This window comes from Elusimicrobiota bacterium, from assembly GCA_016180815.1.
Lineage (GTDB): Bacteria > Elusimicrobiota > Elusimicrobia > JACQPE01 > JACQPE01 > JACPAN01.
The window spans coordinates 100,482-114,163 of record JACPAN010000006.1 but is presented as its reverse complement, the minus strand read 5'-3'; the positions used below and the strand labels follow the sequence as shown (position 1 = coordinate 114,163).

The following is a 13,682-nucleotide window of genomic DNA, read 5'->3' as shown; positions in this document are numbered from 1 at the left end:
TTTAAAACCGAAGGCGGCTTTCTCACAAACGAAGGGGAATATTTTGTGAGAGAAAAATTCGAAACAAGAGACGATGGGTAAGAGATAGGGAAAAACTACGATTGAGAATACGTCCGACCATGCGGCCGACTGCGGAACGTCTGGCAACGCTGCGCCAAGAATTAATGGCCGACAGCGTCAGCGTCTTCGCTTTTTCAACCGACAGAACCAAGCGTTTGATCAAATCGCCGGCTGCGCTCAAAAGCTTTCCGGCATAAACCCGCGGCCATGTTTGACCCAGAACAAGAAGGTTCCAAGCTGATTCCAAAAACAAAGCGTCGGCCTGAGGCTGATTCCCCGCCGTGGGATGATTATGTTCATCGCGAAAATCAAACCCCTCGGCGCTGACAGCAAGAAGCGAGGGGCGCTCCATGCGTATTTGCTGAGATAAAAAGTTAACTTGGGTGGAAGGCGGGATTGTTTGGAAAACTTTAGCGTGAGGCGCTAAAGCCAACAGGCTGACGACTAAAAATAATTCCCTACCCATGTCTCCTCGTTTTCGGCAACCCGACCTTCCCAAAGGGAATCTCGGCTTTGCGCCCCCCGGTTGCCCGAGGTTTGCCGTTTCGTTTCGAGGACTTGACTAAGGCTGTATTACTGAACTAAGCGTGACCCTAAAATTTATACCTGTCAAGAGGGGTTTTTACGTATTTTGGGGGACCAACCAAGAGCAAGCCCCAAAACTTTGTTCGGCGATACCTTGAATTAATTAATCAATTCTATTATACTATTCATATGAATGAAGCAAGACGCTCGCCATTTGAAGGTGAAACCAAACACGTGCCTGCTTTCCTTGCCCGCACCCAATTCGGGCAAATTTTGAAAAAAACGAAGGAAGGCAAAACCCGCTTCATCGTGGACCGCAGAGGAGAACCCCAGGCTGTCATCTTGGGCATGCAAGACTTTCTTGAAAATTTCGTCGTTTGGCCCAAAAGCCTGCTGGCCTTGCAAACCGAAGCCAAACGCAAGGGGTTGGATTTGTTGAACCTCCCCTCGGTCAAAACGGAAATTCGCCGCATTAAAAAATCGCGAGTCGCGTGAAAGCGGTATTAGATACGAATATCATCGTATCCGCAACGCTGTACGCTCAAAGTTTGCCTGCCTATGTCTTGGCTTTGGGAATAAACCGCTATTACACGATCTGCTTCAGCGATGCCATTATGGAAGAATATCGCGATGTTCTCTCAAGAGGAAAGTTTAATTTTTCCGCAACAGCGGTGGACCGGCTGATCTCAGATATCGCCCGCCATGGCGTCAAGGTGAATCCTGCCAAAGCTTCGTCCCATACGGCGCTTGATCCTCTGGATCAAAAATTTCTGGACTGCGCATCGGCGGCCATGGCCGATTATTTGGTGACCGGCAACAAACGGCATTTTCCGCGCCAAACAGAAAAAACAGCCGTCGTATCACCCGCAGAATTCGCCGCATCTTTAAGCGAAATTTTGCATAAAAACCGCCCCGCCTAATGATCTAAGGGTCTGTTAAGGCTGGTTTGCCGGTATCAGCGGCCGGGGCTCCGCCGATGAAAAAAGTTGGACCAACCGGTCTTTTAACTCGCCGTATTCCTTGGCGCTCAACAGAAACCGGCTTAAATCCGGATCGTCGCCGATGCGCACCTCGCCATTTTCCTTGCTGACGATTAAAACGCTGCGCCCGGCGAATTTGCCGCGTTCCGTGGCGATCCAGGCCGCGGCATAATTGTTCCGGTCAAAAATACCGTTGATGGATTGAACCGAAAAAGAAAGCATGAAATTTTTCTTGATGAACATGGGCAAGGCCTTGTCAACGGGGCTTAATGCCCCGCGGCTTTTCGTTTTCATGAAAGGAAGCTCGTCATGCACGCTGAAAATAAAATAGCGGTCTAAAAATTGCTCGATGCCGCCGTAACGATGAAACGCAGGGTCGACAAGATAAACTTTGTGCGGCGGCTGTTCATCGATCAATAGAAGGGCGTGATGGGAAGCCGCCGGCGCCGCGAAGAAATCGGATTCTCCCACCTTGATGAATTTAAGGGCGAAACGCCCGCCCGTTATTTTCTTGATTCGTCCCGCCGCGTAAGTTGAAAGCTCCCCGCAAGCGCCGAAACGCCTCTCGTCTAAAACCACATTGCCGTCTGAATCGAAACTTCGGACATTAAGGAGGCTCCACGATCGTTCCTTAAAATGAAGCGCCAGGCTGACGCCCGGCTTCATGATGCTTTGCAATCCCGAATACCGGAGCGGTTCCAAAACCTCCCTGATCTCCCGTTCAAAAGGGAGAATTTCTTGAACGGTTCTCTCCTGGAAAACATCCGCGCGGGCTTGATGATTCTGCCGCCAAAAATAGACACCGGTCAATAACCACCCGGCCGCCAGCGCGGCGATGGCCGTCAACAAAAAACGTTTTTGCCGGTTCCAGGACTCGCGCTCTGAAACATTAGGGGCGGCCGGTGCATGCACGAAGTAATTATGAACGTAAAACTCTCTTTATTCAATAAGCACCGACGGATAACGGGGTGATCGTTAAGGGCAGGTTTTGCCGTCCAAGGGCTGGGTTAAAGCGGCGTCGGAAAACAAACGACCGGTCGTGTCCACAAACATGGCGCCGGACGTTCCCTGGGGGCCGACGGAAATACTGACCGGGAAGGTAATCGTCATGGAACCGCCGTTGTGACTGATGTTGACGGATTCCCCCGCGTTGATCGTAAAATCACCCGGCAACCAGCCCGGATTGGCGATGTGAATAGTCAACGGCCGCCCGGAAGCATCGGTCTCCCCGTCGAGATAGAAACCTTGGCCGTTCCAGAGAACCAGAAACCCCAAATTCACCCCGCCGCCGTTTTGATCGTAAGTTTGAAGCGCTAAAAAGGCTCCGTTGGCCGCGATATTATCCGCAGCCCCGGTCAAATCGTTCATGATCATCGCCGAGGGCGCCGAGCAGGCGGGCGCAACGTCGGCCTTTCCCTTATTGCCATGAACGGCCTCGCGCGCTTTTTCGTTTTTCACAGGCACTAAAACACGCACTAATTTACCTTGACTATCGTAAAGGCGCAAAGCCCCATGCCCGTCCGTATCCGCCCTTTGAAAATCCACCGGCGGGGCATCCTGGCCGAAAGCAGGTGCGGTGAAAAAATAAAACAAAACAGCCAACATGGGGGCCATTACTTTCTGCTTGCTCACATTCCCTCCCTGGTGGGCCTGCCTGGCGTCTAACTATAGAGGTTGAGCTGACCTCACCATACAAGCGTAAAAGGGATGGTGAAAACCGTCAAGAGGGGTCGGCCGCTGATTTCGGGGGGCACGTGATTAAATTCACATGCTCAACGAGCCGATAAAGATCGTTATTTAGTTTTTGGCTTGGGCGAGGCAGGTTCTTCGACCCGAAAAATCTCGACGCTCTCTAAAATAACAGATTTAATCGGCTTTTTCTTCTCATCCGCCTTCACCTTGCTTATTCTATCAACGGCGTTTTGACCGCCAACCACCTGGCCGAAAATCGTGTATTTGCCGTCGAATTCAGGCAGGGCTTTAACCGTGATAAAAAACCGGCTGCCGTTGGCGCCGGGTTTACCGTCATTGGCCAAGGCCAGGCGGCCGGGCCGGTCGAATTTTAAATCGGGCAGGATTTCGTCTGGAAATGTAAAACCCGGTCCTCCGGTTCCGTCATTTAAAGGATCGCCGGTTTCTACAAAACCGCCGGGAACGACCTTATAAAAGGAAAGGCCGTCGTAGAACTTTTTCTTGACCCGCTTACCGGATTCAGGGTCCACCCAACTGGTCACCCCTTGGGCCAATTGCCCGAAATTTCTAACTGCGGCCGGGGTTTTATCGTCGAAGAGCCGGCAAATGATCGCGCCCTTGCTTGTTTTCAAGGACGCATAAAGACCCGGCGCAAGCTTGGCCGCCTCGGCCCGGGGACAAGCGGCTAAAATCGCGGCGGCCGCGACAAAAAAATACCGGATGATTCGAGTTAACCGAGCGCGTCGAGGATCCATTTGGGATCCCTGGCAATGGCGGTGATGGTGGGCGTGTCGCGCAGGGTATATTGGCTGGCCTTCGATCCCCTTAGCTCCTGAACCAGGTCCAAGAAATCCTGAGGACTGTCCGATTCAAAGGCCACCACGAACTCTTGATCGTCCAAACCGAAGGAATACGTCGTGTTCAACTTGACCGAGGGATATTTATTGCCGATGACGATATGCTCATCCATCATTTTTTGCCGCTCAGCCATGGGCAATTGATACCAGGCTTTCGTCTTGACGAACGGATACACGAAAAGAAAACGATGCTGCCCCGGCTGAATGCGGGAGCGGCCCTGGGGATGCTCCGGATTGATTTTATCCACATATAGCGAATGTTTGGTCATGGATAAAAAAGAATGGGTGCGCGTCATATAGAGCCCCAAGCCGCTGCGCGTCAGGCGCGAAGAGAACTCCTCGAACACTTCCAAATCTTCGGCGATTTGCCAAAACATGAAATCCGCGTCCGCCCTGGTCGCGGTCAGGTTATAGGTAAACAGCATCATCCGGTCGCGGAATAAATCGAGCGCGGAAAAAACTTCCTCTTTGGCCTGATGCCGGACATTGGGATCGAGTTTGCGGAAAGCCAAATCCAGTTTGTAGCAGACAAAACGCACATACTGGCGCACGAGCGGCTGCTTAGCCTCGGTTTTCTCTTCTGCGGATGTTTTAACTTCCATTAAATTGCGCCTTCTCCTGATCCAGGACCGGGTTGCCTCCCTTCCAGGTAAAACGCAGGAAGGCTTCCCATGTCCAGGGCATTCTCATTTTAAAAAACTTAGCCAGGGCCAGCGCATATTGCTGGATTTCCCACTGGGCGTGCCCTTCGGCGCGAAGCAGGATGAAATTCATCAGGCTGCGTGCGTTGACGGTCCAATAAAACTGCGTATACAAAGCGGTGGGTAAAACCATCCTGGCCATTTCCCTGGCGGCTCCCGCCGCAATCAGGCTCTGATAAGTCGCATATGTTTGCCCGATGGTCCGGGTATATTCCGCTAGAGCTTCCTTCTGGTCAATTTCCGCCCCGGCCGCCAGGGAACCTTGCTTGTTTTTCACGTCTTGTTTGCGGAACTCGGCCGGGATATAAAATTCATCGGCCATTTCGGAATAACGCGCGCTATGCTCGTTAAAAGAGCCGATCCGATGGCGGATCCATTGCCGCATGACAAAAATAGGGCATTTCACATGAAACTTCAACACCGCCTGCTCGAAAGGGGTCATGTGGCTGTGCTGCATCAAATAAAAAACTAATTTTTTATCTTTTTCGTCGCCCTTCAACCCCTGGGCATAAGACACGCGCGCGCCCAAAACAACGGCGGGATCGCCGCCCATGAATTCGATCAGCCGGATAAAACCCTTATCCAAAACATTTTCTTCAAGAATTTCCTGGGCGGCGGTCATCGTTATTTCACTCATGACTTTTAATCTGGGCCAGAACCCATTGCTCCACCAGCGGGTGAGGCAGAAGGGCTTCCCGGCTTATTTTATAAAAGAGTCCGTCCAAAGCTTTGGTGATATGCTTCTCAATCCCGTTCATGGAGACCAGATGAGGCACGATAATGATTTGTTTGCCCTCTTTGGAGCGCTGCTGACAATACGCCCGCAATTCTTTCGCCTTGGCTTGCCGGACAGGGATGGGCGCGTCATCCCTCATATTAAAAGCCTTGGCTTCGGCGAAACCGCCCAACTGGGCCAATTGCCTGGCCGCTTTATCCGCGGTTTCCATCCATGGGCCTTCCATAGCGTCCGTATAAGGCCCATGAGACACGATGGCGACGATCTCTTTCGCCGGATTTTTGGAAACTGCGCGCGCGCGGGCCAACAAAATCTGCGCCACGTAGGGATGGTCATCCAAAGCCGAGGCTAATTTAAGATCAAGTTTGGTCTTCACCTGCCTGGCGTCGAGGCTTGTGTGGTGGCGATGATCATGGCCCTTGTCCCGGCCCTTTTTGCCGAAGCCGGCTGAACGCTCCTCGCCTTGGCCCAACTTGGCGGCTTGGCGCATGCCTTCTAAAAAATCGGCCGATGGTTGTTCGCGCAAGCCGAGAACATAAGCGAATTGCTCGTACAACTCCGAGTTGGAGCTGATCAAAATCGGCACGCACACGACTTTGGAAGGCCGTTTGGCCGAAAGCTTTGCCAGGGCCTTTTCGATATTGGCGGGATCCGCCATGCCGAGCGCGATCTCAACCGGATAGCCCGCCTTCTCCACGGCTTTTTTAACCTGGGTGATTTGGGCGTCCCATTTGGCCGAACCGCCGTGGGCCAGCAAAAGAACGGCGATGGGCGCCTTGGCCTGAGCCCAAACAGCCGGGGCCGCCGATGCCAAGAGTGCTACCAGGCTCAACCGACGAAGCATGATGCGTACTTTAGAATTTTTGATTCGATCATGTTCGGGGATGGCGACGGACGGAGCTTTTCATCAAAAATAAAATCAACGCTGCCAGCAAAAATCCAAACAAACACTCCAGGGTTACGAACGAAACGATTTTCAGCCAGGCAAAAACCGGATTAACGAAGCGTACCAGCCATCCTGATGCTTCGCCCAAAAAAGCGGCCAGGAATGTTCCGCTAATGAACACTTTCTTCGCCCGATCGCTGAACGGAGCGAAAATCAACAAATGAGTGACCAGTAAAATAACCAAAGCCATCATGGGCAAATGCATATGCGTCACTTCGAGCATGGACTGGTACGTCCGGGGCAAGGTGAAATTCGCCTCCGAACCCAGGTAATAATTTACCACCGACTGAGGCGTCAGCCCCATCCTGGAAAAATAAAGAAGCCCGTTCGTCACCCATAACCCCGCCAGAAGCAGGCAGGTCAGGAGCAGGGTCAGGCGCATATGGGGATTGTGCTGGAATCCCCCGTTTTGCATGTACTTCATTGTTTGACGGCGACCTCATAGACGGCCAAAATGCGGCGCACACCTTCGGCAATGGCCTGGGCCGTGAGCGTGGCGCCGGCTATGTTGCGCAGGCCTCGCTTGACCCAAAGCTGATCGCTTAACTCGCGGCCCTTGAATGTTCTCAGCCATTTGGGATGAGGCTTGTAATCCTCGGGCTCATAGAAAGCCAATAGTTCGACAACGCGGATATCGCCTCCCGGATTTAAAGCAACCATAAACGTTTCCGGCATGGTGCGCACGATATGGCTTTCAAAAAAAGCATAGCCTAAAATGCCGTCCGTGCTGCGGGCAACATAGTAGGCGAACATCTCATCAGCGACTTTGGCTTTGGCTTTTTTTTCAATCCGGGCCATCTGCTCTTTGGTCAAAAAAACCGTCCGGCGTTCGACGCGCGCGCCCGGAAAAGCGATCGCCAGCGCCTGATCCTGGGTGAGCAGGACCCTGGCCTGGGCGGGGGTTTGTGCCCAGGCCAGGGTCAAGAGAATCGTTAAAAGAGATAACCAACGGCTAAATTGAATTGGTCCACCCCCGTATCAGCGTCATCTTTCATGTTCTGCCAATCAGCCTTAATCACCGTGTTGGGATGAGGCTTGTACGTCAACCCGTAAGTGTATTCCGTTCGTTTATTGGCCGGATTCCGGGAAAATCCGCCGGGCACCCTTTGTTGTGTATCGTATTTTTCGTAACGGATGAACGGAGCCAGGTATTGTTTTGAGCCCAGCAAGGACAAAACATCATAAGCCGCCTGCGCATAACCGCCGTAGAAACGTTCGCCCACCGAGGCATTGCCTGCCAAGCCGTTTTTAGTATTGATATCGGCCGCATCTCCGATGCTTCCTTGAGCATAGAGGGCTTTGATCTCCACGCCGCGGTATTCCGCCGATCCATGCATTTCGGAAAGGGTTACGGGAGCGTCGATATCCTCACCCGCGGCATTGGTATTATTTTGCCCGGCCTGGCCGCTATAAAAGGAGCCGCCCAAAAGAATTCCGGGTATCCCTTTGTAATCGAGACGCCCGATCCAAGCCAAATCCTCCGCCTGACTTTTGGCGCCCTTGGACCTTGCGTTCCTCAAAACGCTTGAGGCGCTGAATCCTTGGACGGGCCCTTTAACGCCGGCGGCCAAATCAGCGTCTTTAACGGCCTGCAAGCCCGTCATCACATAAGTCCGATAACTCAACGGCCCCAACTCGCCGAAAAGGCCGGCCCCATTTTCCCGCCATGTGGTGGGGATAATATTCGATTCCACGTTGGGACGCCTTGAGCCGTGAAAAATCGTGGGTTCATGCAGCTCATTGACGAATCCCACGGGCACCAGCAAAAGACCGGCCCGCACAGCCAGCGGTTTGGCCAAGAAAAAATCAAGGTAGGCGAATTCAAGGCTGGCTTCGCCTCTGGCGCCGGCTCCGCCTCCGGTTGTCGCATGTTCAAATTCAATTTCGGAATTAAACAGGATGCGGTCGGTGAATTTGAATCCTGTGTACACAATGGCGCGAAGAAAATCCGCTTCGCGTTTTTTGCCCGAAGCGGCCCCGTTGTCCTTTGTGCCTTTGAAGTCCTGAACCGTCATTTCTCCGTACCCGCCGATGGAAACGCCCCGATTGATGTGGTACACCTTGGCCGCGGCCGGGGCAAAGCCGTAAGCCGATTGATAGGCGGGTTCGGCGGCCGTGTCGCCTAATTTGAGTTTCTCCACTTCACGGCTTAAGATGTCGATTCTTCGCTCAAGTTCTTCCACAGGGGTTGTTTGTTGAGCCGAAGCCTGAGCCCCGCACAACATGGCGATCAACAATGCGTATTTCATTTTTTTCCTCCTATTGATTTCCAGCGGCCCGGGCATCAACCCCCGACGATGCCGGTTGCTTATCCGAAATCTGATAAAGACTCAATCGCTTGGATGCCTTCACTTGCCAGGGCTCGCTTGAATCAATCCCGGGCACATAATAAAGAGCGGCGGCCTGCTCTTGACGTTCGATAAAAGCCAATCCTTTTTTCTGGTCCATAACCAAAAGGGCCGTGGACAACGCATCCGCTTCCACGGCCGTGGGCGCGATCACCGTGACCGAACCTTGAAAAGACGCCGGGCGGCCGTTGCCAGGGTCAAGCACATGGCCGATCGCCTTCCCTTCGGATTCAATAAAGCGTTCCCTCTGAGACGACGTGGACGCCGAACCCTTGACCAGCTCCAAACGATGGGGAACGCCGGCGCGCGCGGGGTGGGCGATTTCAATTGTCCAACGGCGACCCTCGAATGGTTCCCCGGCCACCAAAATCTGCCCGCCGAAATTAAGCATGGCGCCCCGCGCGCCGTTGTTCATCAAAATTTGCGCGGCTTGATCCAACGCATAGCCCTTGGCGATTCCGCCCAAATCAACGGCCATGCCTTCTCTAATAAAGGTTGCGCTGCGGCTTCGAGGATCAAGACGCAAATGCTTAAAACCAACCCTTCGGCGCGTCCGAGCAATTTCACCGGACGAAGGCACGCGCCCGCTGCCGCGCAAATCCCATAGCTCGATCAACGGTCCGACCGTCATGTCAAAAGCCCCGCCGCTCTCCCGCGCGATGTTCTGTCCGGTTGACAGCACGTCGAAAAGCTCCGGGCTTAAAACCAAGGGACGGCGACCCTGCCGGTTCAAACGATTGACCTCGCTGCTCGAGCGCCAATTGCTCATCATGCCCTCGAGCCTGGCGATCTCATCAAAGGCGCGTCCGACGGCCGCCTCCAACGCTTTATCCTGGGGCCCATGCGCGGATATTTCGCACAGCGTGCCCATCAGGTAGCGGGTCCGGCGCGTTTGGGCGGCTTCGGCCGCCCCGGTCAAAGCGACCCAGGCCGCAACGAATAACAATAACGGCCGATTCATCACAATGGGATCATATTGAAATTTAATTTCAATTGCAATGCAAGCTTTGGGCGTTTTATTTTTAGCATGGCTTATTTTTTCCGGGTATTCGCCGGGTGGGACCGGCCGGTGACGGGCCCCGGCGCTTGGCCGCAGTTTTTACAGCGGCCGAAAATCTCGTGCCGGTGCCAGAGCGGGGTAAACTCAACATCGCGGCAGGTTCTATCCTGCAGGCGCTCGACCTCGGGCCAGCGGACTTCCAAAATCGCGCCGCAGTCGACGCAGATCAAATGATCATGATGCGGGCGCTCTTTCTTGACCTCGTAGCGGGCCATGGCGCCGGGGCCGCTGACCCGGGCAACGAGCCCGCAGTCTTCGAGCGTTTTCAAAGCCCGAAACACCGTGACCCGGCCGATTCCCCGTGATTTCAACGCCCGGTAAATATCCTCTTGGCTTAAATGCCGGCTGGCTTGCAGCAAATAATCCAAAATCGCCTGGCGCTGCGTGGTTTGCTTTAAACCCTTCTCGTTTAAATATTCTTCAAAAAGCTGACGGATGCGTTCGGCGTAGCCTTTACGGCCCGCGGTCCAGGTGGGAAAATAGACGAGTTCGGCTGTTTCCTTCATTGAAATTCTATTTCAATATAGGAAATTAAAAGAGGAAATTCTTAATCCAAGGGAGCCCGACCCTGGGCTCGGCGACTTTTCCCGAGTGCCGGCTGTCCACGAACACGGCGGCCGCGCGCGGAAAATAATCGGCCAGCAAATCCACATAGGCGGGCTCGTTGTCGAAACCGGCGGACACGCCCCCTTGATTCAATAAATTTTCGAAGACATCCCTCTTATACTCCAAATCCGGCATATCGAAACGAGGCTTTAAGATCAGCCTGATGGACTCGCCATCGGGCATGGGGAATCCGTTCCGCGATAGGTTCAGCAGCGTCCCCTCTTTCATGCCGTCATCGCGCCCCGTCAAATAGATGATACGCCCGCCCGCCGCCAGAACTTCGACGCAATAAGCTACGGCGCCCAACAGCGGTTTATCCACGGTCAAATAATCATTCTTAAAAAAACGGGCGAACCAAAAATCGCGCAATAAGGACAACAATCCTTCGTCATGAACCCCGGCGGCGCGCGCCGTATCAGTGATCAGATAACGCGTGGAATCGGGTTCGACTAATAAAAGGGCGCTGGCCTCCCTGGGATAATTTTGTTGAGTTTCCGGATGGGCCGCGAATTCCTTCAAAATACGCACATGGCGAAACGATGTCGACAACAACGTATCGTCCAAATCAAAAATAACCGCAGGCTTTAATCCGGGCGTCGCGGTTTCTTCGATTTTTTTAAGAACCGCCCTTAAAACTTCGGACTGAGCCTGAACAAGAGCCGGCGCAATCATCGGTTAAACCCCCGCCAATTCGCGCTCAGGTTCCGGCGTTTGGGTTTTCGGCGGGATGCGGACCTTGGTGTTTTTCGGGGTGGCGTTCCAAAGCTTAAGCATCAACAAGCCCCCGGCCAGCGAGAAAGGAACGATCATGTACGTCCAGGCGCTCCATCCGTACGCGTCCAGGAAGCGGCCCAGAAGAAAACCGGTTAAGCCCGCGGCGATATATTGAACCCCGTCCAACAGTCCGGTGACCGTGGCCGCGGCCCTGGTCCCCCCGAAATCCATGGACGCGGTTCCGGTCAACATGCCGTGAACGCCGAACACCCACATGCAGGTGAACCCGACCATAAAAGCGGCGGCCGCCGGCGCCTGAACCAGGCCTAAAACAACCAGCGAAACGATTTGACCCATGTAGAAAATAAAAGCGACCGGAGGGCGGCGGGATTGGAACATCTTATCCGAAAGAAAACCGCACAGAAGCCCGCCGCAAATGCCCCCCACCGTGATGCCGATGGTGGCCAAAGAAAAAAGCGCGGTGCCGTGATGAACGTGATGCACCTCTTTTAAAAAAGGCACGAACCAAAGCAGCACGCCCTGACGAACAAAACCGGTGCAGAACTCAGCCGCCATCAAGGTCAAAATCACGGGATTCGCCAACACATTCCTGATCAGGTAGCCCAAGTCAACGGGTTTTTCCTTGTCGGTATGATGGCTTGTCGCGTCGCCGGTGTTGAAATCAGCGAAACCCGCTTCTTTCGGATTATCGGCGATGAAGCGCCGGTCGATCAAATACATGGTCAGCACCGCGGCCGAGGGAATGAGAAACACCGCGTACCAAGGCAAACCGGCTAAAATCCATCCGCCGATGGTCATGGCCAAAAAATAGCCCGAGGAAATCATAATGCCGAACACGCCGCCGAAGACGCCCCTTTCGCGCACATGAAACCATGGCGCGTTGATCTTGACGATGGCCAATGCGGCAAAGGATTGAAAATACATATTGACGGCCCAGAGCAAACTCATGCCGACCAACACCTTGGTCGCCCAGGCATTAAGGAACAAAACGCCGACCAAAATATTGATCGCGGCCGTGCCCAACGCCGCGGTTAAAATCGCCTTGCGCCCGCCGATGCGATCGGTCAGGGGGCCGTTTAAAATGACGGAAAGGGCGTAAGTCCAGAAGCCGGCGGTGGCGATCAAACCGAATTGAGCCTTTGTCCAATCGAAACGGCTCATGAATTCCGTGGAAGCGACGTTTAAATTGTACCGGGACATATAGAAGGTGGCGTAAGTGATGCCCAAGGGGAACCAGTTTAAAAACCGGCGGCGGCGGTATTCTTGGGAGTGAACGGGGCGGACTGCGTCCGAAACGTCTGTTGCCGTCATCATCGAAGCACCTCTTTGTTGATGGTTGATAAAAACGAAAAGAAATTATATCAGAGATTGAGGCGCCGGCCCGTAGCGGCGTCGAAACAATGCAAGCGGCAACCGGCGAAATCAAGATGAACCTTTTGACCGGCGGCGCCGGGATTTGGGTGGACGGATAAAACGCGGATTTCCACGCCGCTGTTTAGCTTGAGCGTCCATAGAGTTTGACGGCCCATGGCTTCTCCCAAAACAATCTCGGCCGGCGCGCAGGAAGGACCGGCGGACGCGGCAAAAACGATTTCATCGGGCCTCAACCCCAACATGGCCTCCCCTGAAGCTTGATCCGGCACATCGGCAATTTTTACCGTAAAGGACGGTCCGCTGAAGCGGCGCCCTTCGAGCCTCCCTCCGACCCAATTGATTTGCGGACTTCCGATAAAAGAGGCCGTGAACATGCTTTGGGGATTGCGGTAAAGTTCGTCGGGCGTCCCCTCCTGCTCGATGCAGCCCTGATTCAACAGCACGATTTTGTCGGAAAGGGTCAGGGCTTCGATTTGGTCGTGCGTCACATAAACCACCGTGCCGCCCAAACGGCGAAACAGCAGTTTCAGCTCGGCCCGCGTTTTTTCGCGTAATAAAGCGTCAAGATTGGACAAGGGCTCATCCAACAGAAAAACAGCGGGCTCCCGTACAATGGCGCGGGCCAACGCCACGCGCTGGCGCTGTCCACCGGAAAGCTCTCGCGGCCGGCGGTTGAGCAACCCGGCGATATCCAAAAGCCCCGCCGCCTCGCGGACGCGGCGGTCGATTTCAGCGGGGTCGGTTTTTCTGAGTTCGAGCGCCAAAGCGATGTTTTTGCGCACGCTCAAATGCGGGTACAGCGCATAGCTTTGAAAAACCATGGCGATGTTTCTTTTTTCGGCGGGCACATCGTTGAGCAACCGGCCGGTCAGCAGTATCCGTCCTTCATCCGGCCTTTCCAGCCCCGCGATCAGGCGCAATAACGTGGTCTTGCCGCATCCGGAGGGGCCCAAAAGCGAAACGAATTCCCCCTCCCGCACGCGAAGGTCGATGCCGGACAAAATAGGAATTTTATTGAAATGTTTGACGATACCAGATAAAACAAGACGGTCCATGGGAGTT

17 protein-coding genes and 1 riboswitch are annotated in these 13,682 nt (G+C 53.9%); of the genes, 2 read left to right on the top strand and 15 right to left on the bottom strand.

Annotated features, from left to right (window positions below; genetic code table 11):
* Positions 1 to 22 precede the first annotated feature (22 nt).
* The gene (locus HYT79_03025; GenBank protein ID MBI2069549.1) at positions 23 to 526 is read right to left on the bottom strand and encodes a hypothetical protein; all 504 of its coding nucleotides are present in this window, start codon (positions 524 to 526) and stop codon (positions 23 to 25) included.
* Between the two features lie 11 nt (positions 527 to 537).
* Positions 538 to 612, bottom strand: a riboswitch (cyclic di-GMP riboswitch).
* A 162-nt stretch (positions 613 to 774) separates the two neighbouring features.
* Between HYT79_03025 and HYT79_03020 the strand changes: the two genes are divergently transcribed.
* Both HYT79_03020 and HYT79_03015 read left to right on the top strand, forming a co-directional pair.
* Positions 775 to 1,080 (top strand): type II toxin-antitoxin system Phd/YefM family antitoxin, encoded by a 306-nt coding sequence (locus tag HYT79_03020; GenBank protein ID MBI2069548.1) that lies wholly within the window; start codon positions 775 to 777, stop codon positions 1,078 to 1,080.
* The gene (locus tag HYT79_03015; protein MBI2069547.1) at positions 1,077 to 1,505 is read left to right on the top strand and encodes a putative toxin-antitoxin system toxin component, PIN family; all 429 of its coding nucleotides are present in this window, start codon (positions 1,077 to 1,079) and stop codon (positions 1,503 to 1,505) included. The genes HYT79_03020 and HYT79_03015 overlap by 4 nt, the downstream gene beginning before the upstream one ends.
* A gap of 15 nt (positions 1,506 to 1,520) precedes the next feature.
* On the opposite strand, the gene HYT79_03010 is transcribed toward HYT79_03015, so the two are convergent.
* The 14 genes from HYT79_03010 to HYT79_02945 form a co-directional block, all read right to left on the bottom strand.
* A complete protein-coding gene (locus HYT79_03010) occupies positions 1,521 to 2,477 on the bottom strand; it encodes a hypothetical protein (GenBank protein ID MBI2069546.1) in 957 nt (318 codons plus the stop codon).
* A 63-nt stretch (positions 2,478 to 2,540) separates the two neighbouring features.
* Positions 2,541 to 3,197, bottom strand: a complete 657-nt coding sequence (locus tag HYT79_03005; GenBank protein MBI2069545.1) for a hypothetical protein — start codon at positions 3,195 to 3,197, stop codon at positions 2,541 to 2,543.
* Positions 3,198 to 3,358: 161 nt separating this feature from the next.
* Complete coding sequence (locus tag HYT79_03000; protein MBI2069544.1) at positions 3,359 to 4,012, bottom strand: peptidylprolyl isomerase; 654 nt, start codon at positions 4,010 to 4,012, stop codon at positions 3,359 to 3,361.
* Complete coding sequence (locus HYT79_02995; protein MBI2069543.1) at positions 3,988 to 4,716, bottom strand: chlorite dismutase family protein; 729 nt, start codon at positions 4,714 to 4,716, stop codon at positions 3,988 to 3,990. The genes HYT79_03000 and HYT79_02995 overlap by 25 nt, the downstream gene beginning before the upstream one ends.
* Positions 4,706 to 5,437 (bottom strand): FAD-dependent thymidylate synthase, encoded by a 732-nt coding sequence (locus tag HYT79_02990; protein MBI2069542.1) that lies wholly within the window; start codon positions 5,435 to 5,437, stop codon positions 4,706 to 4,708. The genes HYT79_02995 and HYT79_02990 overlap by 11 nt, the downstream gene beginning before the upstream one ends.
* A 7-nt stretch (positions 5,438 to 5,444) precedes the next feature.
* Complete coding sequence (locus HYT79_02985; protein MBI2069541.1) at positions 5,445 to 6,395, bottom strand: hypothetical protein; 951 nt, start codon at positions 6,393 to 6,395, stop codon at positions 5,445 to 5,447.
* Between the two features lie 28 nt (positions 6,396 to 6,423).
* The gene (locus HYT79_02980) at positions 6,424 to 6,921 is read right to left on the bottom strand and encodes a hypothetical protein (protein MBI2069540.1); all 498 of its coding nucleotides are present in this window, start codon (positions 6,919 to 6,921) and stop codon (positions 6,424 to 6,426) included.
* Positions 6,918 to 7,421 (bottom strand): FMN-binding protein, encoded by a 504-nt coding sequence (locus HYT79_02975; protein ID MBI2069539.1) that lies wholly within the window; start codon positions 7,419 to 7,421, stop codon positions 6,918 to 6,920. The genes HYT79_02980 and HYT79_02975 overlap by 4 nt, the downstream gene beginning before the upstream one ends.
* Before the next feature lie 8 nt (positions 7,422 to 7,429).
* A complete protein-coding gene (locus HYT79_02970; GenBank protein MBI2069538.1) occupies positions 7,430 to 8,746 on the bottom strand; it encodes a hypothetical protein in 1,317 nt (438 codons plus the stop codon).
* A gap of 10 nt (positions 8,747 to 8,756) precedes the next feature.
* Positions 8,757 to 9,809, bottom strand: coding sequence for an FAD:protein FMN transferase (locus tag HYT79_02965; GenBank protein MBI2069537.1), 1,053 nt, complete (start codon positions 9,807 to 9,809; stop codon positions 8,757 to 8,759).
* 68 nt (positions 9,810 to 9,877) lie between these two features.
* Positions 9,878 to 10,411, bottom strand: a complete 534-nt coding sequence (locus tag HYT79_02960) for a transcriptional repressor (protein MBI2069536.1) — start codon at positions 10,409 to 10,411, stop codon at positions 9,878 to 9,880.
* Between the two features lie 25 nt (positions 10,412 to 10,436).
* Complete coding sequence (locus HYT79_02955; GenBank protein ID MBI2069535.1) at positions 10,437 to 11,183, bottom strand: haloacid dehalogenase-like hydrolase; 747 nt, start codon at positions 11,181 to 11,183, stop codon at positions 10,437 to 10,439.
* A gap of 3 nt (positions 11,184 to 11,186) precedes the next feature.
* Positions 11,187 to 12,560, bottom strand: coding sequence for an MFS transporter (locus tag HYT79_02950; protein ID MBI2069534.1), 1,374 nt, complete (start codon positions 12,558 to 12,560; stop codon positions 11,187 to 11,189).
* Positions 12,561 to 12,607: 47 nt separating this feature from the next.
* Positions 12,608 to 13,675 carry an ABC transporter ATP-binding protein gene (locus HYT79_02945; GenBank protein MBI2069533.1) on the bottom strand — a complete coding sequence of 356 codons (1,068 nt, stop codon included), beginning with the start codon at positions 13,673 to 13,675 and terminating at the stop codon, positions 12,608 to 12,610.
* Between the last annotated feature and the right edge of the window lie 7 nt (positions 13,676 to 13,682).